Below are 19,324 nucleotides of genomic sequence, written 5' to 3' on the forward strand. Positions count from 1 at the left end.
TCATGCACATATCCTTCCGTATTCAGCCGATAGAGATGATTAAGCGGTCAATTGCCATCATCGAACTGATAAGTATTTTACTTGTCTTAATTTTCCCCAGCGTATTGAATAATCGGCGAGGATCAACTACAATGAATGTGTAAATTATTTTCGTAGTTTAATGTAAATTTGAGATAAATATTTTCATATTTATTTCGACTATAAGGAGGATGCCCATTGGCTGGCATTATGACGATGCTGCGGGAAGCAAGCGGCAAGCTGCATCCACAGGAGCGAAGGGCGGCTCAATATATACTGGAGCATGGGATGGAAGCAGCTGGCCTCGGCATTACGGAGCTCGCCCAGCGGGCGGGAGTCAGCACGGCGACGGTTTCCCGATTATGCAAAACCTTTCATTTTTCCACTTTCACCGATTTTAAAATGAAGCTGTCCGCCGAGCTGGCCCTTCAGCCCAGTGCCCAGAGCTACCAGGATATCGTCGCCGGCAATCCTCTAGAGGACATCGTCAGCGCCATGGCGGCTAATCATATCCGCTCGATTACAGATACGACCCGACTCCTAGATCTGAAAAAGCTTCAGCAAGCCGTTGACGTTCTTGCTGCCGCTAACCGGATCGACATTTACGGCTCGGCTACGTCGGGGATCGTCGCGGAAGATTTCTATCAAAAACTTGTGCGCATCGGCATTCATGCCGCCAGCTACTCTGATTCCCATTTGCAGATTACGTCGGCATCGCTTTTGCGGCCGGGTGATGTCGCACTGGCGATTTCCTATTCCGGCGAAACGCCGGAAACCATCGACGCTTTACGCTGCGCCAAAGAAAATGGAGCCACAGCCATTTCCTTGACGAAGTTCGGTGCAAATACCCTGGCGAACTTGGCGGATATACAGCTATTCACTTCCACCCTGGAAGAAGGCATGCGCCGCGGCAATATGGCGTCGAGAATCGCTCAACTTCACGTTATCGATATTCTTTTTACCGGACTTGTCAGCAGTCGTTTCGACGAGTACGTGCCCCGCTTGGAAAACAGCTATCAGATGGTAAGAAAATACAGAGTGAACAAGGGAGTTGCTGAAGGATGAATATTTTGAAGTTCGCGACCAATGAGGAATTGAATGAAGCGGCATCCGGCATTATCGTCAGTCTGGTACAAACGAATCCTCGAGCCGTTCTCGGACTGGCTACGGGCAGCACGCCTATCGGCATCTACGACTCGCTCATAGAGGATTACCGTAAAGGCCGGGTCAGCTTTCGCCAGGTGACGACCTTCAATTTGGATGAATATGTGAATATTCCGGAGGATCACCCGGAGCGCTATCTGAATTTCATGAAACGGCATCTGTTCGACCACGTGGATATTTCGCCGGAAAAAGCCCATATCCCCAACGGAAACGCAGCGGATCTCGACGAGGAGTGCCGGCGGTATAATCGTCTTCTGGAAGACGCCAAGCAAATCGATCTGCAAATTCTCGGCCTTGGCCATAACGGCCACATTGGCTTCAACGAGCCGGACCTGAGCTTGAACAGCGGAACTCATGTGGTGAAATTGCGGGAACAGACGCTGCAGGCGAACGCTCGTTTTTTTGAATCCATCGATAAAGTGCCAACCCAGGCGATTACGATGGGTGTCGGCACGATTTTGAAGGCGAAAATGATCCTGCTGGTCGTACGCGGCGCGGCCAAAGCCGAAACGGTGTATCAGGCGCTGCGGGGTCCCATTACCACCAATATCCCGGCATCGCTTTTGCAAACTCATCCCCACGTCGTCGTGTTGCTGGATTCGGAAGCAGGGAGGCTGTTCGATGAATATGACAACGTTTGATTCCACAAGCCGAGTTAGAAAACATCGCATCATCAAGAACGCGAATATCATTTTGGAAGATGATGTGATCCATAGCGGGGCGATCGCTTTTCATGAGGATGGGATCGAAGCGATCGGCAGATTTGAGGATATGGATACAGAAGGCGCGGAAATCATCGATGCGGCAGGTGGTTGGGTAATGCCGGGCTTTATCGATATCCATGTGCACGGCGGCGGCGGGCATGATTTTATGGAGAGCAGCCGGGAAGCCTTCGACGGTATCACCCGTTTTCACGCTTCTCATGGCACGACTGGCATGCTGGCAACCTCCGTTACGGCTCCGAAGGAAGCGATCGACAAGATGTTGGCGGCATTGGCCGAGTATCGGACAGGCGGCTCCGCTTATGCACAATTGCTAGGTGCTCATCTGGAAGGTCCTTTTATCAGCCCCAGCTATCCGGGAGCGCAAAATCCGAACTATATTGTCCCCCCGCGAACTGATTGGGTCGAAGAGTGGACGGCTCGCTTTCCGGGGGTGGTGAAAATGATTTCCTTTGCCCCCGAAACGGAAGGTGCCTTGGAGCTTGCCTCGCAGCTTGCCGCAAAAGGTATCGTTGCCGCCGCCGCGCATACAAACGCAACCTACGATCAGGTAGAAAAGGCGGTAGCGCGCGGCTTAAGCCACGCCGTGCACACGTTCAATGCCATGAAGGGACTTCATCACCGGGAGCCCGGCGTCGTAGGCGCGGTGCTGAGCGAGGATCGGATCACAGCCGAGGTAATCGCAGATGGCCACCATGTGCATCCCGCCGGAATCAAGCTGCTGGCGAAGGCGAAGCCAGACGACCGGCTGGTACTGATTACCGACGCCATCTCGGCGGCCGGTTTGCCGGACGGCCCCTATAGCCTGGGCGGCTTGGCCGTCACCGTGAAAGACGGCGTTGCCCGGCTTACCGGGACCGACACGTTGGCGGGCAGCACGTTGAATATGATGCAAGCCTACCGTTTTGCCGTCGAGGTGATCGGGCTGGATATGCCTAGAGCAAGCCGCCTCGCCAGTTTGAATCCGGCCAAGCGTCTTGGGCTCGATGCTGCTACAGGCAGTCTCATCCCCGGCAAGCAGGCGGATATCGTTCTAGCTTCGGCTGATCTGCAAGTGCGGAAAGTGTGGGTACAGGGGCGCGAAGTTGGCGCTTGATCGTGTACAACAGCAGGGGCAGTGAGACCGCATAGGGTCAACCAATCGGAGCAAGAGCGTCATAAGTTATGCTAAAGTCCATGAATAATAAAACCAAACCCAACTCCTTGTCGTCTTATGATAAGGAGTTTTTTTCGATTCAGCTTATTGGCATTATGGCCGTATTCTTACGAGATGAAACGCCTGGGGAGATTTTCCGTTAAATAGTTATGTAATCCCTCGAGCTTACGTTATAGAGAAGAACATGCTTTTTCGCAAAAAGGGGAATTTTCAAGTATAGTCATATAATCCGGCTTTCACCCAGCCCTATAATTCATTACAATAGGGGATAGGCTTGACATCTTATCGTTATTTGCGAATGATGATAGAATGCACCCGTCAAACCCCAACTGTCAGAGTATGGGCAAGAAATAGGCCGAAGGATATACTTGACTGATTTTTTTTGATAATCTGCAACCTTTGGATAAGAGATGCCGTCTATAGGTTTGCGAGAGAGGGGGACCTCCGTGGTAGCGCCTGAATTGATCAGGGCAGCCAAAGCGGGTAACCGCGAAGCTCTAATCGAGATATTGAGAGAAATCGAGCCGCATGTCTATCGTACGGCCTATTATATACTTAATAACGAGCAGGACGCCTTGGATGCTGCCCAGGAGGCCTTGATTCGTATTTACCAGAAAATTGGTTCATATGAGGAAAGGGCCCTATTCAAGACATGGGTGCAAAGGATTGTGACCAATCTCTGCATCGACAAGTTCCGCAGAACCAAGCCGACGATATCCATTGATGAGCACGAGATGATGTTTCCCTCTACCGAATCTGTAGAAGACGAGGTGATTTCCGCCGGAACCGTCAAGGATATCCACGAAGCGATGCAGAAGCTGCCAGAGCATCACCGTACCGTCGTTGTGCTTCGTTACATAAACGATTTCAGTTACGCGGAAATCGCGGAATCATTGAATCTTCCCATAAATACGGTAAAATCCTATCTCTTCCGGGCAAGACTTCAGTTGCAAGGCATGCTCCATGATTATCAGAAAGGAGGTGTTCGGGGATGAATTGCCGGCAAATGACGGATCTCATGCAGCGCTCGCTTGATCATGACATAACGGAATCGGAACAGCAGACCATGGTTATGCATTTTCGGCAATGCCCGGAATGCTCCGCTTTCTTTGAACGCCTTCAACTGGTCTCCGATGAACTTGAAGCGCTGCCTCTCGTAACTCCTCCATACAGTATCGTGGATAAAATTTTACCGCAGTTGGATGAACTGCTGCAAGATCCTGGCTACTCCGCCGCTCTTGAAGAGCCGCAGCCGGAAGAACGTGGCAAGGTGCGGAAAATCGGGGTAAGAAGCTGGATTGCATACGGCGGAACGGCAGCAGCGGCTATCCTGCTGGGAGCGTTTCTTTATCAACATGGGAACTTCTCTGCGCCAGCCAAGAGCGCTGGAGCGACGATGGATAAGAGCATGCAAGCTGCCGCAAAAAACGCCGATCCGGAGGCATTACAAGGATTCGGTTTCAACAAAGCGGATACTCCCACTTCGCCAATTCCTTCAGAGTCAGGCGATTCCCCCATGGCGTCGGCTACTCCCGATCCGGCTGCGGCTATGTACAACTCGGCATTAAGCACAGATGCTACAAGCGGATCCGGCGGCGGTCAGGGAGCAAGCAGCGTCCGTAAATTCAAGGACGAGAATCATAATGCCGATAAAGATACCAAAGCAGGCATACTCGGCAGCCCTACGCCAGCGGATGCGGGGGAAAAATCGATTACGGGTGACAATGCTGTCGTTAAACCGGGGGTCATTATGGCGCCGGCAAAAGGCGTTGAGGACAGCCCTTCTGACGTCGATACGTCAAAAAGTTCTGCAAACGAAGGATTAGCCGGAGGACCTTATACCGGAACGGGCTCTGACAGCACGTTGACCCTTTCTTCGGTTACCGGGAAATATATCGCCTCCATTGAAGGGCAGAAGGTGACCGTCCGCGATGATGGCAATCGAACGGTGTTTGTTTCCACGATGACTTGGGGGAAAAATGACAGGGTCGACTTGACCCTCTGGTATAACGATTATCAGTTAAGCTATTCGGTTATCAGGGAAAGCGGCATTCAGGAAAAATACGTCATCGATTTGCTTAACCGAACAGAGTTTCAGCGCTAGCGCCAGGGATACACCCGCTCTTTCGATTTTGTGCACATTTCCTGACAGCATGCATAATTTATAGTATTCGACATTTCGGGCGGGCCTGAACATCATCGGCAACCGCTCAGGCGGGGAGTTTCTAGAGCTTCCTGCCCGGTGTTTATATAAAGGGACGGAAGAGACTTAGGTCTCTTCCGTCTCTTTGTTTAACGTTACTGAATGTTTATGGTTGCTAGAGTGCTAAAGCACTAGAACATTCTGTACCAAGAAAGCCTACCTCAGAAACGCGGTCGCTCATCTTTGGAAAGCTTCGATAAAGGTTCTCTTATTTCGGAAGTAAGGAGCCGGTGTTGGCCGATCAACCTTTGTTTATGATAAGATATTTTTGAGGTGTGGCGTATGGGTAACGAGATGCCGGTCATCGTTTGCTATGGACCGGAAACGTTTTTAATTCGGGAATATATCGACGGGCTCATCAAGAAAAAGATCGACCCGGAGCACATGGAATTGGCAGTGAGCCGCTACGATTTGGCAGAAACGCCTCTTGAGGTCGTTTTGGATGATGCGGAAACGGCGCCCTTTCTCGTTCCGGTGAAGGTTGTGCTGGCAAAGAACGCGGCATTTTTGACAGGAGCGAAGGAAAGCGGCAAGGTCGAACATAAAACGGAACGGCTTGCTGAATATTTGGCTTCCCCCGCTGATGACTCGGTTGTGATTTTTACAGTAGATGCGGAGAAGCTGGATGAACGGAAGAAAATCGTGAAGACGTTGAAGGAAAAGAAGGCGCTCAAAGCCTTTCCTTCTCTTCCGCCGGAGGAGCAGTCCCGCTGGGTTTCCCGTAGGGCCGATGCGCGAAAGGTCACTATGGATCCAAAAGCGATTGAAGCGTTTGTTTTGCTTACAGGCGGACAACTTCAGACGATGGCAACCGAATTGGACAAGCTTGCTCTCTATGCAGGAGAGGGAGGAAAGATCACGCGTGAGACCGTGGAGGCTCTCGTCGTTCGCAGTACGGAGCAAAATGTCTTTTTGCTTATCGAGGATATTGTGCAAAGACGGATGGAAAAGGCTTTCGCTCTGCTGTACGAGCTGTTGAAGATGAAAGAAGAGCCGATCAAGCTCGTCGCTCTTATGGCTCGGCAATTTCGATTGATCTTGCAGGTAAAAGAATTGCTGGCTGAAGGATATTCTCAACAACAAATCGCATCCCAGTTGGGTTCTCACCCTTATCCGGTAAAACTGGCGGCTGAGCAAGGCAGACGATACGCCGCTGACAAGCTGGCAGAAATTCTTTCGGGACTGGCCGATCTTGACTACCAAATGAAAAGTGGGAAAATCGACAAGGTGCTGGGGATGGAAATGCTGATGTTGAGGATCGCGGCAGCCTGATTCGATTCTAGCGATCCTTGATTCTTGAAGAGTTTATCGGAGTAAGATAGGCTGACGAATGCTGATCCGAGTCGTGTAGGCTGCGCGCGGGTCAGCATTTTTTTGATGCAAAAAAAGCCGATGATCGCTCATCAGCTTCTTGCCTGTATTGCATTCACGTTTCACGTTGCTTTCGACTTAAGCTTGCGTCGAAAGGGCGTTCAGCTTCTTGGCCAAACGGGATTTCTTGCGGTTTGCTGTGTTTTTATGGATCAAGCCTTTGGTTACGGCTTTATCCAGCTTCTTGGAAGCTTGGATCAAAGCGGCCTTGGCGGTTTCCACGTTTTGACCTTCAGCAGCAACCTCAAAGGATTTTACCGCCGTACGAAGGGCGGATTTTTGGGAAGCGTTGCGAAGACGACGAGCGTCGTTCGTTTTTACGCGTTTAATCGCGGATTTAATGTTCGGCATTCAAGTTCACCTCCTAATCGGGCAAAACCATGATCATCCATGGTCGACAACTTTAAATATTCTATCACGCGTGTTTTGAAATTGCAACAAGAAGGTGAAGTTCCATAGAAACGGGTTTTGGCGGGTGACGAATAAACAAAAGTATTTTTACCAGACTAACGGTACGAACCAAATGCAAAGGAGGCGGCCGCGAATGACAACCGAGCAAAATCCCGTTTATGCTGGAAGCACGGATTTAGCGGTGGAAGCCAACGAACTTGCCGCGAAAAAATATGGAGACGCTGTGCCCGGCGTCAACATGTCCACAGATGAAGACGGCAGTCTGAAGGTGACGCTGATGGATATCAGCACAGAGGAAGCTGCTCATTCCGTTGGGAAGATGCAGGGTCACTATGTCACCATCGAATCTCCGGGGCTCCGACGCAAGGATACCCAGCTGCAGGACAAGGTGGCGACGCGGTTCGCTTCAGAATTTTCTGCCTTTCTGACTCGTATCGGCATCCCCAAAAACGCGAGCGTCTTAGTGATCGGCCTTGGCAACAGCAGCGTTACTCCTGACGCTCTTGGCCCTTTGGTCGTGGAAAATATTATGATTACCCGCCACTATTTCGAACTCATGCCGGGTGAGGTTCATTCCGGTTACCGTCAGGTCAGCGCCGTCGCCCCTGGGGTGCTGGGCACTACAGGGATCGAGAGCAGCGAGATCGTGCAGGGGATTGTCGACCGTATCAAACCGGATTTGATTATCGCCATTGATGCTTTGGCATCCCTCTCCCTGGATCGCGTCAATTCCACGATTCAAATTGCCGACACCGGCGTGCATCCCGGTTCGGGGATCGGTAATAAGCGGAAAGGGCTGACTAAAGAAATTTTAGGTGTTCCGTGTCTGGCCATCGGTGTGCCGACGGTGGTCTATGCGTCCACGATCGTAAACAATTGCATCGATATGATGGCCGAGCATTTCAAGCAAATGACGAGCAAATCGGGAGACATCTTAGGCTTAGTCGGTACACTGGACGATAAAGAGCGGCTTCAACTGGTCAGGGAGGTTTTGAGCCCGAGCGGGCAGGATCTGCTCGTCACTCCAAAAGAAGTGGATCAGTTTATTGAAGATATCGCCAATATTATCGCCAGCGGCTTGAATGCGGGGCTCCATGAAGCCGTTGATCAGACCAATGTATCAGCCTACACCCACTAAGTTGACAGCATGGATAGTCAGGTAGAAATCTTTTGTCTTTTTCGGGAGGTTTTGCTACGATATAAAACAGTATAAACTTCTGAGTATTAGCTTCCTTAATATCGCAAGAAAAACTACCTTTAGCCGCGGTCTGGCTTCTTTGAATATACGTCGATAGACGTTTTTCTTATAGTACAAAGAAATAAATGGTAGGTTTGAGGCTGGAGAAGGAGGGTCATCATGACTCCGCAGACGATTCTATTCGATATGGACGATACGCTAAGTCATTGCAATATTTATTTTGATATGGTGCTGGAGCAATTTTGCGATCAAATGACTACCTGGTTCGCCGGGTTTCAGATATCCGCCGAGGATATCAAAAAGAAACAGTATGATCTGGATACGCTGGGCGTTACCCAACTGGGCTTCACGGAGGATCATTTTCCCCACTCTTTGGTGGAAACATACCGCTATTTCTGCCAAATGACCGGGCGTTTGCCCGATGATCTGGAGATCGACAGCTTGCTCCAGCTTGGAAAATCGGTTTATAACCGTGAAGTGGAGCCTTACCCTTATATGGAAGAAACGCTTATAAGGCTTCAGAGTGAAGGGCATCATCTTTATTTGTACACCGGCGGTGTGGAGGTCATCCAAAAACGCAAGGTGGAAAGCTTGCGGCTTGGACGATTTTTCGGCGATCGCATCTTCATCCGGCAGCGGAAAGAAACAGCTGCGCTAGAGATGATTTTACAAGAGAACGGCTTCGACCGCGGTGTCTCCTGGATGGTGGGCAACTCTCTTCGGACGGATATCCTACCTGCACTGGAAACGGGTATTAAAGCCATCTATGTTCCGGCGATCCGGGAATGGGATTATAATATCGTGGACGTCTCCGCGCAACCGAAGGATTCCTTTTTTACCGTGCCGGCGCTGAAGGATGTTCCGGATATGATCAATAACTTTACGGCGGAAAAGAACCGGAAGCTTGTCGTAGATCGGTAAGGTATCATCGTAAATCGGATATGCAGTAAATGATGGGCCTCCTGCGGGAGGTTCTTTTTGCTGTAACGATTCGTTTTCCCAAGGGTTGCGCACTGCCGGGCAGGGGCCTGATATATGCCAGATTTGTTTGATTTAACCGTTATGCAACTGAGTCAAAGCTTCTTTTTATATAAAAGTTTTTTCCGTGTCAGTTTTAAAACCAAATTGTTATAGTGTAAATACATTCCAATTTTAAAGGTGTGGATTTCAATGCTCTCTATGAAATTTACGGCAGAAGAAGCTATTCAATTTTCCAAATATGGATGTATCGAAGAATGGGTGCATATTTTTCTTAAAACGATCGGAAATAATTCCTCTTTCTCCGATGGTTTAAAACTTCAAAAAAGGTATTGGCTCGGCCCCATACAACTATCTGTAAGTGAACTCCAAAGGTGTTGCGGTCCCGAAGAACATATGGAATATCATAATCCGCTAGATGATTGGGAAAAACATATTGAAACGTTTTGTGATCTCATTCAGAAAGGTTGGGAATATCCTCCTTTAATCGTTCAACACCTTGAGGGGAAGTTGATTATTCGCGATGGGAACCACAGACATGAAGCATTGAGAAGACTTCATTATCAAAATTGTTGGGTAATCCTGTGGGATAGCGATAATCCGAGTAATTTAAGCAGATGGAGCCGATTGGATGAATGAAAAGTACAAAAGAGTAGAAAAGATATTCGCCTATTGAAGTCTGCTAAAAAGCGGGCTTTTTTAGTTATTATCATTTATCGACGTCAATAAGTGTTTGTGCTTGAAGCCGATGCTCTGAGAGTAATTGACAGGATATGTTGAATTAGCTAATCCTAGAGGTATTGATTTTGTCCGGTGGAATAAATTGGAGGGTATGTCATACTTGTCAAAAATAAATCGTGAGAATAACCCCGTTATTGAATCGAAAAGAAACAAGCTAAGGTATGCCGCATGGATTAAGCTGCCAATTCCTTATCTCACCTTTTTACCAGGCTTATTTGTATCGCGGCTGGGTGATTCACTTTATTCATTCGCTGTGCCGTGGATTTCTTACCAACTAACTCATTCATCAATCGTTCTGAGTTCGATGTTTGCCGTTAGTGTGTTACCTGTCGTCCTATTCGGTTCGATTGTCGGTGTAATTGTCGATGTCTTTGATCGGCGAAAATTAATGTTGGCTACGGATGCGGTGCGCGCAGTTCTCGTCGCTCTTGTACCACTCCTTGAACAGGTAGGGCAACTGCACCTTTGGCATCTTTATGTGATTGCATTTTTACTTGCGGTCTTATCCCTCATGTTTGATGTAGCGAATATAGCTTCCGTCCCTGCACTAGCGGGAAAGGAATTAACTCGTGCCAATGCATCCTCCCAATTTATTAACCAGCTTACGGATATGATCGGGCCTGCAATTGCTGGTGTAGTGGTGGCTGCATTAGGTGGGTATAGGGCATTGTGGTTGGATGCTATTTCCTTTGGTGCCACTTGGATGGCGGTTTACCGCTTGCCTTATCTTGGGGGAGGACAAAGTTCTTTCAAATTAAGTAGGATCTTTGCGGACATGAAAGACGGTCTTCGTTGGTTGGTAAAAGACCGATTAAACCTGGCTTTGTCCTTGCAAGCGATGGTCGGGAACTTCGGTTATAGCGCTGCCTTCTCCGTACTCATGTATTACTTGCTTTCAGAGCTTCATCTTAATGCACACCAATCAAGTATTAATTATTCCATTATCGGGTTTGGAGGACTGCTTGGATCGTTGTTGATTGTTCCTCTGGAAAAAGTATTTAAGAAAGGTGTATTAATATCCGTTCTGCTAACGATAGGTGCAATTGGCTTTTTAATTCCGACGTACAATCATTTTTGGTTGGCACCGGGAATTGCTTTTGCAATAGTCGGAATATGTAACGTTGGGTGGAATACACTGGTTCAGTCTATGCGGCAGATGACGGTTCCACCGGAAATGCTTGGTCGTGTACTTGGATTTTCTCGAGTTATATCGAGACTTGCTATGCCCATTGGCGCGGCAATTGCCGGGCTTCTTACTGTAAACTCGAGCCCGGTAATTATCTTCGTCATTGCTGCGGTTGCTAAGTTGGTGGAAGTGGTAATCGCGGTTTTATCTCCAATTCGTCGAATGTAATTTGAATAAGAACAAGATCAGCAAAAAAGCTTCCATTCCACTTCATAGTGGTTATGGAAGCTTTTTTGATTGGAGTTGGGGCAGCTCCTTTTTTACTGTTGGTTTTTTTGAAAACTTCTTATATCTCCCGGCCAATGATGCCGGTTTTATGATGTTCATCACATCGGAATACCGTCCGCATGGTATTCGGGGGAATATCGTTAATTTTCACATTTGCGGATGCTCTCTTTTCCATATCATCCGAAGGGGTTCTATTTGCCTGAGAGGTTCTAATTGCTAGAAGAGATTCATAGAGTCAAGTATGCGTGAATCTTACAGCCAATGAAATCCGAACGGAGGAACACCGGGATGAAATGGACGTCACTTACCATCGATCTTAGCCGAATTCGTAAAATCGCACAGCAGCTCGCGGCCATGAGCAAAGCCTTCGGCACGCTGTCCCTATGTACATTTGTCTTTTTCGCCGTGCTCGGTACAGCCGGTTATGTTCAAAATCATCTTCACCGCGCACCCATCTCCTCAATGAAAGGCTGGGCGGCGTCCATATCCAACGATTTTTTTCTGGATGCCATGGGCTTGGAAATTCCTCAATTGCAAAATGACAGCAAGTCCTCGACGTTCTCCCAATCCCACACTTTCCAATTCGTATTTCGCTTGCTGACGGATATCAATCTCAAGGACCCGAAATCCTATCTGGCTCGGGAAGTGCCCGGTCTTGGCGTAGATAATCCCTTGATGCTCCGCAAAGGCAGCGGATCCGACGATTCCGGCGGTCCCGAGGACTATTCACCCGGAGATGGCAGCAAAACCGGAGGCGTTTCACCCAACAAATCCGGCACGGATCCGGGTTCGGCTGAGTCCACTCCCCAGCCTTCGGCGGCTCCATCTACTGCACCCAGCACGAAGCCTCAGGATGAGACTGGCCTAGCGAAAAAAGTTGTCATGATCTACCACTCTCACAACCGGGAATCCTACTTGCCTGAATTGAAAAACGTGACGAATCCCGATCTCGCTTACGATTCCAAGGTCAATGTCACCCTCGTCGGGAAGCATCTTGCCCAGAAGCTAGAGGAACAAGGCATCGGGTCGATCGATTACGGCACGGATTACAGTAGTGTCGTCAAAAACTTCAACTTCGCCTATTCATACAAATACTCGCAAAAAACGGTCATGGAGGCCTTTGCTGCGCATCCTGAGATCCGTTTCGTGTTTGATATTCACCGGGATTCTCTGGCCCGCAGTAAAACAACAGCAACGATAAACGGCAAGGATTACGCTCAGGTGTATTTCATCATCGGGCAGCGCAATCCCCATTGGGAGAAAAATGAAGATTTCGCCAATCAAATCAACCAGCGGCTGGAGAAAACCATGCCCGGCCTGTCCAGGGGTGTATGGGGCAAAACACCCCACGACGGCAATGCGGAATATAACCAGAGCCTGGCGGAAAACAGCGTATTGATCGAAATCGGCGGCCCTTACAACTCGCTCGAAGAGTGTTACCGCACAGTAGATGTCCTAGCTGGAGCGATAGCGGATTTATACCACCAAACGGATAAAGAGGCCACCCCTGTCGATGCAAAAATCACGGAAGCAAAGTGAGGAGAGAGGGTCATGAAGCGTTTTTCCGCACAGCTTTTGTTCATTATCTTCTTAGCTGGTTTTGGCGTTTCCTTCGGTATCGATCAGGCGGCGAAGCATGACGGCAAAAATCCGGCTTTGGTGCACCGCTCCTTTTTGCCGGAGATTAAAGCAGGTCTTGGAGACGACCCGCATGCATCGAATCCGGCTGGCGTGAAGTCAGCTAGCTCCGCAAGCAACGGCGAATCTTCGAAAAGTGGAGCGGCCAGCGTGAACGGGGCTGGAGGCAAGGCGGCAGGCGAAGGAGCACATGGAGAAGCCGGATCTGAAGCCCCGGTGAAAGAATCCTTCATGAACCGGCTGGGTACCAAGCTAGGCGAAGTGGTGCGGATGGCGGTGGGGGCGCTGGTCGGATTGTTTGTTTCTCTTGCAGGAAGTTTGCTTCATTAACGGCTAATGCTGCAACGCTTACCGAATGCCCGAAGTCCATGTTACACACAGCACGTTGCCCCATCCCCCCCGAACTGCTATAATTGTTCTTATTGTGAACTTTTCGGAGGTTTAGCATGACGGAAATACGGGAACGGCAAAAGAAGATACGCAACTTTTCTATTATCGCCCATATCGACCACGGCAAGTCGACCCTTGCCGACCGGATCCTGGAGTACACCGGCGCCTTGTCTTCTCGGGAGATGCAGGAACAGGTACTGGACCAAATGGATCTGGAGCGTGAGCGGGGCATTACGATAAAACTCCAGGCCGTTCATCTGAACTATAAAGCCGACGACGGGGAAGAGTATATTCTCAATCTGATCGATACCCCGGGGCACGTTGACTTTACCTATGAAGTGTCCCGCAGTTTGGCGGCTTGCGAGGGCGCTTTGCTTGTTGTGGACGCAGCTCAAGGTATCGAGGCCCAAACCTTGGCCAACGTTTATCTGGCGTTGGACAATAACTTGGAAATATTGCCGGTGATCAACAAAATCGACTTGCCCAGCGCCGATCCGGAGCGGGTTAAGCAGGAGATCGAGGATATAATCGGCTTGGATGCCAGTGAAGCGGTGCTGGCCTCGGCGAAGGCAGGAATTGGAATCAAGGAAATTCTTGAGCAGGTTGTAACGAAGGTTCCGGCTCCTCAAGGAAACCCGGATAACCCAACCAAGGCGCTTATTTTTGACTCCCATTACGACCCTTATAAAGGTGTTATCGTTTATGTGCGAGTCGTGGACGGCTCCATCAAGGCCGGCTCGCAAATCCGCTTTATGGCTACAGACAAAACCTTCGAGGTTATCGAAGTCGGGGCGTTCATGCCGCGGATGACCATCGTGGACGAACTGACCGTTGGCGATGTCGGTTTTATCGTGGCAGGCATCAAGAACGTCAAAGATACCCGGGTCGGCGATACCGTAACCGACGCCAAGCGCTCCGCGAAGGATCCGCTGCCCGGCTACCGTAGAATCAACCCAATGGTGTTCTGCGGTCTTTACCCCATCGAAAGCTCGGACTACAACGATCTGCGTGACGCCTTGGAAAAGCTGGAGCTGAACGATGCATCGCTCCGTTACGAGCCGGAAACCTCATCTGCTCTCGGATTTGGCTTCCGCTGCGGCTTCCTCGGGCTTTTGCACATGGAGATCATTCAGGAGCGCATCGAACGGGAGTTTAATATTCCGCTGATCACGACGGCGCCCAGCGTTATCTATCGCATTACCTTGACGAACCGTGAAGTCATCGAGATCGACAACCCTTCCCATTACCCGGAAGTGGGCCGCATCGAATACGTCGAGGAGCCTTACGTAAAAGCGGCGATCATCGTGCCCAACGATTACGTCGGCGCCATCATGGAGCTTTGCCAAGGCAAGCGCGGCGACTTCATCAACATGGAGTACTTGGACTCGAACCGGGTCACCCTTACCTACGATATGCCTCTGGCGGAAATCGTCTATGATTTCTTCGATCAGTTGAAGTCCAGCACCAAGGGCTACGCTTCCTTCGACTATGAATTGTCCGGATACAAGCAGTCCAATCTGGTGAAAATGGATATTTTGCTGAACGGCGAGCAAGTAGACGCCCTTTCCTTTATCGTACACCGCGACCGTGCGTACAACCGCGGCCGGATCATCTGCGAAAAGCTGAGAGAGCTGATCCCGCGGCAAATGTTCGAAGTGCCGATTCAAGCGGCCATCGGCCAGAAGATTATTTCCCGGGAAACGGTCAAGGCGATGCGCAAAAACGTTCTCGCCAAATGTTACGGCGGTGACATCTCCCGGAAGCGGAAGCTCCTGGAGAAGCAAAAGGAAGGCAAAAAGCGGATGAAACAAGTCGGAAGCGTCGAAGTGCCCCAAGAAGCCTTCATGGCGGTGCTCAAGCTGGACGAATAGACGAGAGGGAGTGCCTAGGCACTCCCTTATATAATTTTAAAGGAAAGGAGGGGTGAACGATGAGCATGATCGCTCAGGAATCACCCCGTGCGGTTTATCTGCATATCCCGTTTTGCACAAATAAATGTTACTACTGCGATTTTAACTCCTACGTTCTGAAAGGTCAGCCTGTTGCGGATTATCTGGATGCCTTGGAGCGGGAGATCGCCCAGACTTTGCATAATGCTCCTCCCGGCAGGGTCGATACGATTTTTGTGGGCGGCGGAACGCCAACGGTGCTGACGCCGGAGCAGATGAGCCGGTTTCTCGGCATCGTCCGCACCTATTTTCCTGATCGGGCAGCGGATCTGGAGTTTACGATGGAAGCGAATCCGGGAACCGTCGACCCGGAAAAACTGGCGGCAATGAAAGAAGGCGGAATCAACCGCATAAGTTTCGGTGTCCAGTCCTTCGATAACGGGCTTTTGGAGAGGATCGGCCGTATCCACGATACCGACGCAGTGTACCGCAGCCTGGAAAACGCCCGGCATGCGGGCTTCCAGAATCTGTCCATCGACCTGATGTTCGGCTTGCCAGATCAAACCGTGGAGCTGATGAATCGTACGCTGGATGCGGCATTAGCGCTGGATTTGCAGCATTACTCCATTTACAGCCTGAAGGTGGAGGAAAATACGCTTTTCCACACTCTCTATCAAAAGAACCGGCTGCCCTTGCCCACGGAAGATGAGGAAGCCGACATGTACCGGCTGATCATCGACCGGTTGAAGGGAGCAGGCTACGGACAATATGAGATCAGCAATTTTGCCAGACCGGGCTTTGAAAGCCGGCACAATATTACCTACTGGCGAAATGAAAGTTATTACGGACTCGGCGCAGGCGCCCATGGATATACGCAGGGTACTCGGCATATGAATATCAAGGGTATTACGCCGTATATCGAAGCTTCCCGAACGGGATTACCCCGTCTGGAGCAATTCCCCGTCTCCCAGTCGGAGGCGATGGAGGATTTCATGATGGTGGGCTTGCGCTTGCTGGAAGGGGTCCGTGAAGCGGATTTCCGTCGCCAGTTCGGTGTCTCGCTCCACTCGATATTCGGCAGAGTGTTGGATCGACTTACGGCGAAGAAGCTTTTGACGGCTTCGGAAGACAGCTACCGGCTGTCGGATGAAGGAATTTTTCTGGGAAATGAAGTTTTTGCAGAATTTATCGGCATTTTGACTTGAGAGAATATCCACTCTGTTGTATATTTATTCATATTGAAAAGCAACGGGGGTGGAGACGCGTGAAAGCAACGGGGGAAGTTCAAACAGTTGTGGTTTGCCGCAAAGCGGTGAATACGGATTTGGATAAACTTGCGGAAATTATACACGGTTATGCGGAGAAGGGGATTATGCTGCCCCGTTCCAAGGAGGTGCTGAAGTATCTTCTGGACACCTTTGTCGTCGCAGAGGCTGACGGCGAACTGGTGGGCTGCGGCTCCCTGTGCCAGTTAGGAAAGGACCTGGTGGAGATTCGCTCCCTGGGGATTACGGATGGTTTCAAAGGACAGGGCATTGGCCGCATGTTGGTAGAACGGCTCATGGAGATGTCGCGTGAAATGGGTATTTCCAAGGTGATGGCTCTGACGTACGAAGTTGAGTTTTTCAAACGCGTCGGTTTTACCGTCGTGAATAAAGAAATCTTTCCAGAAAAGGTATGGACGGATTGCATAAATTGCAAAAAGCAGCATTGCTGCGACGAAATTGCCGTACTCAAACAGCTGGTTTGACTTGACAACCGCTGTTTGGGAATGGTATTTTTGTAGTGTTGATTAGCACTCGTATCGAGTGAGTGCTAACGACAGGGAAGAAACAACCTGCCGACGATTATGATAACGGGAGGGACACGACATGCTTACCGATCGCCAACGCATGATTTTAAACGCAATAATCGATGATTATATCAGTACGGCAGAACCGGTTGGTTCCCGCAGCATCTCGAAAAGGGGAGACGTCGGCTATAGTCCGGCTACAATCCGGAACGAAATGGCCGATTTGGAGGAGTTGGGTTATCTCGAACAACCCCATACTTCAGCTGGGCGGGTTCCATCGCAAAAGGGCTACCGTTATTATGTCGATCATTTGCTGAAATACGGGGAACTGGGCGGTGCCGAAAAAACGGCGCTCAAAGGCTTCCTGGCAGAAAAGCTGCAGCGGATGGAACAAGCCATCCAGCAGGTGGCTGCGATTTTATCCAATCTTACCAATTATACCTCCATCGTTCTTGGTCCGGAGGTGTTCAATACAACTCTCAAGCATTTGCAGGTCATTCCGATTAACGAGCGCACGGCTGTTGCAATTATCGTTACCAATACCGGGCAAGTGGAGAATCGGACGGTAGACATTCCGGAGAATGTCTCCATGGCCGATATCGAGAAGTTCGTCAACATCCTTAACCTACGGTTGAAGGATGTTCCTCTTTTACAAATCCGCGCCAAAATGTACAGCGAGATCGGTTCGGAGCTCAGCCGCTACGTTGGCGGCTACGAAACCCTCATCAAATCGCTGGAAGGCGTTCTGAACTCCCGGGACAGCGAGGACCGGATTTTCTTAAGCGGCGCAACCAATATGCTCACACAGCCGGAATTCCGCGATGTCGAGAAGGTGAAGCACATTCTCGATCTGCTGCAGGAAACTCCAGTGCTGATGAAAATGTTTTCCACCTTGCCCGAGGGCATTCAGGTGCGCATCGGAGAAGAGAATAATATGCGGGCGATTAGCGATTGCAGCTTGATCACCGCCACATACTCGATAGACGGACGAAACGTCGGCACCATCGGTATTCTCGGCCCCACCCGGATGGAATACGGCAAGGTGATGGGACTCTTGGATCACTTGTCGAAGAGCCTGCCGATGATTTTAGGCCGATGGTATATGTGATCTCGGCTTTCGACGATTTCAGAAAGTATGAACTTCGAAGCAGTGGCGTCTTGAAATCGCAAGAAAAATTACCTTATAACGCGGTCGCTCATCTTTGAAAAGCCTCGATAGAGGTTTTCTTATAAGGTGGGAATCGGGTAATGAATAAAGGAGATTTGACCATGAACACTGGGAAGCCGGGTGGCGGAGAGCTGGAAGATCGTCATGCGACCCTGATGAATAACGCCTCAGCTGTCCGGGCCATTTGTTCGGCAGTTGAGGGCACTTTAGGCCCCAAAGGTCTGGATACGATGCTGGTAGGGGCTCAAGGCGAAATCCTCATTACCAACGACGGTGTGACCATTTTGGAAAAAATGGACGTTTCTCACCCGGCGGCGCGTCTTGTTGTCCAGGTAGCCCGGTCTCAACAGGCGGAAGCCGGAGACGGCACGACGACGGCCACGGTTTTGGCAGGCGCCATGGTAGCCGAAGGAGCCGCGCAGGTGCTGAAAGGCGTGCCGGTGGCAAAAGTGGTCGCCGGCATCGAAGAAGGCGTACGCTTGGCGGCAGAGGCGATTTCTGCCTCAGCCGCTCCCATCGAGGGTTTGGGGGATCCGGCACTTAGCCGGATTGCATACATAGCCGGCCGAGGGCAGGATGATATCGCCGCTCTCGTGCTGGAAGCCGCCCGCCATGTGGGGGTTGAGCGGCTGTTGGACGAGACCTTCCGGCTGGCGGATACCGTTACGCCGCTCTCGAAATGCCGCAACGAAGTGTGGCCGGGGCTGCTTTTGTCCAAAACGCCGGCCGGTGGCTTTCACGGCCAGTTAGAGGCGAAGGGAAGCGGTGTACTGTTGCTGCTGGACGCTTTCGAGGCAGAAAAGCCGGAGGAGGAAACCCTTGGCACCGAATCCGGTTACCGGGCGTACGCTGCAATGCGGGCGGAGTTCCGCTCCGATCTGCAGAAACTGAAGGAGCTAGGCGTTGGTCTTGTGGCGTCGGACCGTGGTATTGATGCCGAAGCGGAGCAGTTTTGCGCCGATCATGGCATCATGGCGATCGCGCGGATATCGCGCCGCGATATGGCCCGGCTCCGGGAATTCACCGGAGCGACGCCCCTGCGGCACACGGCGCTGGCGAAGCCCGCCGCGG

General features: G+C 50.5%; 18 protein-coding genes. 17 read left to right on the forward strand and 1 reads right to left on the reverse strand.

Going from position 1 to position 19,324, the window contains the following annotated elements; translation table 11 throughout:
- Window positions 1–216 precede the first annotated feature (216 nt).
- The 6 genes from TJ79_RS00505 to holA all read left to right on the forward strand — a co-directional run bounded on the left by TJ79_RS00505 (window position 217) and on the right by holA (window position 6,535).
- Window positions 217–1,083, forward strand: a complete 867-nt coding sequence (locus TJ79_RS00505; protein ID WP_040948317.1) for a MurR/RpiR family transcriptional regulator — start codon at window positions 217–219, stop codon at window positions 1,081–1,083.
- Window positions 1,080–1,823, forward strand: a complete 744-nt coding sequence (gene nagB, locus TJ79_RS00510; protein WP_040948318.1) for a glucosamine-6-phosphate deaminase — start codon at window positions 1,080–1,082, stop codon at window positions 1,821–1,823. Before TJ79_RS00505 ends, nagB begins: the two co-directional genes overlap by 4 nt.
- Window positions 1,804–3,000 (forward strand): N-acetylglucosamine-6-phosphate deacetylase, encoded by a 1,197-nt coding sequence (gene nagA / locus TJ79_RS00515; RefSeq protein WP_238322708.1) that lies wholly within the window; start codon window positions 1,804–1,806, stop codon window positions 2,998–3,000. The genes nagB and nagA overlap by 20 nt, the downstream gene beginning before the upstream one ends.
- Window positions 3,001–3,506: 506 nt before the next feature.
- On the forward strand, window positions 3,507–4,055 hold the full coding sequence (locus TJ79_RS00520; protein WP_040948319.1) for an RNA polymerase sigma factor: 549 nt from the start codon (window positions 3,507–3,509) through the stop codon (window positions 4,053–4,055).
- The gene (locus TJ79_RS00525) at window positions 4,052–5,164 is read left to right on the forward strand and encodes an anti-sigma factor (RefSeq protein WP_040948320.1); all 1,113 of its coding nucleotides are present in this window, start codon (window positions 4,052–4,054) and stop codon (window positions 5,162–5,164) included. The genes TJ79_RS00520 and TJ79_RS00525 overlap by 4 nt, the downstream gene beginning before the upstream one ends.
- 381 nt (window positions 5,165–5,545) lie before the next feature.
- Complete coding sequence (gene holA, locus TJ79_RS00530; RefSeq protein ID WP_040948321.1) at window positions 5,546–6,535, forward strand: DNA polymerase III subunit delta; 990 nt, start codon at window positions 5,546–5,548, stop codon at window positions 6,533–6,535.
- Window positions 6,536–6,712: 177 nt separating this feature from the next.
- Here the strand turns inward: holA and rpsT are convergent, their stop codons facing one another.
- Window positions 6,713–6,985: a 30S ribosomal protein S20 gene (rpsT, locus tag TJ79_RS00535; RefSeq protein WP_040948322.1), complete on the reverse strand. Its 273-nt coding sequence runs from the start codon at window positions 6,983–6,985 to the stop codon at window positions 6,713–6,715.
- 193 nt (window positions 6,986–7,178) lie between these two features.
- On the opposite strand from rpsT, the gene gpr reads away from it, so the two are divergent.
- The 11 genes from gpr to TJ79_RS00590 all read left to right on the forward strand — a co-directional run.
- The gene (gene gpr / locus TJ79_RS00540; protein ID WP_040948323.1) at window positions 7,179–8,183 is read left to right on the forward strand and encodes a GPR endopeptidase; all 1,005 of its coding nucleotides are present in this window, start codon (window positions 7,179–7,181) and stop codon (window positions 8,181–8,183) included.
- A 219-nt stretch (window positions 8,184–8,402) separates the two neighbouring features.
- On the forward strand, window positions 8,403–9,164 hold the full coding sequence (locus TJ79_RS00545) for an HAD family hydrolase (protein ID WP_040948324.1): 762 nt from the start codon (window positions 8,403–8,405) through the stop codon (window positions 9,162–9,164).
- Window positions 9,165–9,422: 258 nt separating this feature from the next.
- A complete protein-coding gene (locus TJ79_RS00550) occupies window positions 9,423–9,860 on the forward strand; it encodes a ParB N-terminal domain-containing protein (RefSeq protein WP_238322709.1) in 438 nt (145 codons plus the stop codon).
- A gap of 193 nt (window positions 9,861–10,053) precedes the next feature.
- Window positions 10,054–11,316 carry an MFS transporter gene (locus TJ79_RS00555; protein WP_040948326.1) on the forward strand — a complete coding sequence of 421 codons (1,263 nt, stop codon included), beginning with the start codon at window positions 10,054–10,056 and terminating at the stop codon, window positions 11,314–11,316.
- A 348-nt stretch (window positions 11,317–11,664) separates the two neighbouring features.
- Entirely contained in the window at window positions 11,665–12,915 is a 1,251-nt protein-coding gene (gene spoIIP, locus TJ79_RS00560) for a stage II sporulation protein P (RefSeq protein WP_040948327.1), read from the forward strand.
- Window positions 12,916–12,927: 12 nt separating this feature from the next.
- Window positions 12,928–13,344, forward strand: a complete 417-nt coding sequence (locus TJ79_RS00565; protein WP_040948328.1) for a hypothetical protein — start codon at window positions 12,928–12,930, stop codon at window positions 13,342–13,344.
- A 116-nt stretch (window positions 13,345–13,460) separates the two neighbouring features.
- Window positions 13,461–15,275, forward strand: coding sequence for a translation elongation factor 4 (gene lepA, locus TJ79_RS00570; protein WP_040948329.1), 1,815 nt, complete (start codon window positions 13,461–13,463; stop codon window positions 15,273–15,275).
- Window positions 15,276–15,340: 65 nt separating this feature from the next.
- Window positions 15,341–16,498 carry a radical SAM family heme chaperone HemW gene (hemW, locus tag TJ79_RS00575; RefSeq protein WP_040948345.1) on the forward strand — a complete coding sequence of 386 codons (1,158 nt, stop codon included), beginning with the start codon at window positions 15,341–15,343 and terminating at the stop codon, window positions 16,496–16,498.
- Between the two features lie 59 nt (window positions 16,499–16,557).
- Window positions 16,558–17,043, forward strand: a complete 486-nt coding sequence (locus TJ79_RS00580; protein WP_040948330.1) for an N-acetyltransferase — start codon at window positions 16,558–16,560, stop codon at window positions 17,041–17,043.
- A 121-nt stretch (window positions 17,044–17,164) separates the two neighbouring features.
- Window positions 17,165–18,193, forward strand: coding sequence for a heat-inducible transcriptional repressor HrcA (gene hrcA, locus TJ79_RS00585; RefSeq protein WP_040948331.1), 1,029 nt, complete (start codon window positions 17,165–17,167; stop codon window positions 18,191–18,193).
- Between the two features lie 161 nt (window positions 18,194–18,354).
- Window positions 18,355–19,324, forward strand: a 970-nt coding sequence (locus TJ79_RS00590) for a TCP-1/cpn60 chaperonin family protein (RefSeq protein ID WP_040948346.1), incomplete at its 3' end; no start/stop codon positions are given.

Origin of the sequence: Gorillibacterium massiliense, from assembly GCF_000455485.1 — a bacterium.
Taxonomy (GTDB): Bacteria; Bacillota; Bacilli; order Paenibacillales; family NBRC-103111; genus Gorillibacterium; species Gorillibacterium massiliense.

Bases quoted from the DNA above. Each gene is read 5' to 3' on its own strand.
- nagA (WP_238322708.1), top strand. From the start codon at position 1,804: ATGAATATGACAACGTTTGATTCCACAAGCCGAGTTAGAAAACATCGC.
- TJ79_RS00555 (WP_040948326.1), top strand. From the start codon at position 10,054: ATGTCATACTTGTCAAAAATAAATCGTGAGAATAACCCCGTTATTGAA.
- hemW (WP_040948345.1), top strand. From the start codon at position 15,341: ATGATCGCTCAGGAATCACCCCGTGCGGTTTATCTGCATATCCCGTTT.
- holA (WP_040948321.1), top strand. From the start codon at position 5,546: ATGGGTAACGAGATGCCGGTCATCGTTTGCTATGGACCGGAAACGTTT.
- nagB (WP_040948318.1), top strand. From the start codon at position 1,080: ATGAATATTTTGAAGTTCGCGACCAATGAGGAATTGAATGAAGCGGCA.
- spoIIP (WP_040948327.1), top strand. From the start codon at position 11,665: ATGAAATGGACGTCACTTACCATCGATCTTAGCCGAATTCGTAAAATC.
- rpsT (WP_040948322.1), bottom strand. From the start codon at position 6,985: ATGCCGAACATTAAATCCGCGATTAAACGCGTAAAAACGAACGACGCT.
- lepA (WP_040948329.1), top strand. From the start codon at position 13,461: ATGACGGAAATACGGGAACGGCAAAAGAAGATACGCAACTTTTCTATT.
- TJ79_RS00565 (WP_040948328.1), top strand. From the start codon at position 12,928: ATGAAGCGTTTTTCCGCACAGCTTTTGTTCATTATCTTCTTAGCTGGT.
- gpr (WP_040948323.1), top strand. From the start codon at position 7,179: ATGACAACCGAGCAAAATCCCGTTTATGCTGGAAGCACGGATTTAGCG.
- TJ79_RS00545 (WP_040948324.1), top strand. From the start codon at position 8,403: ATGACTCCGCAGACGATTCTATTCGATATGGACGATACGCTAAGTCAT.
- TJ79_RS00525 (WP_040948320.1), top strand. From the start codon at position 4,052: ATGAATTGCCGGCAAATGACGGATCTCATGCAGCGCTCGCTTGATCAT.
- TJ79_RS00550 (WP_238322709.1), top strand. From the start codon at position 9,423: ATGAAATTTACGGCAGAAGAAGCTATTCAATTTTCCAAATATGGATGT.
- hrcA (WP_040948331.1), top strand. From the start codon at position 17,165: ATGCTTACCGATCGCCAACGCATGATTTTAAACGCAATAATCGATGAT.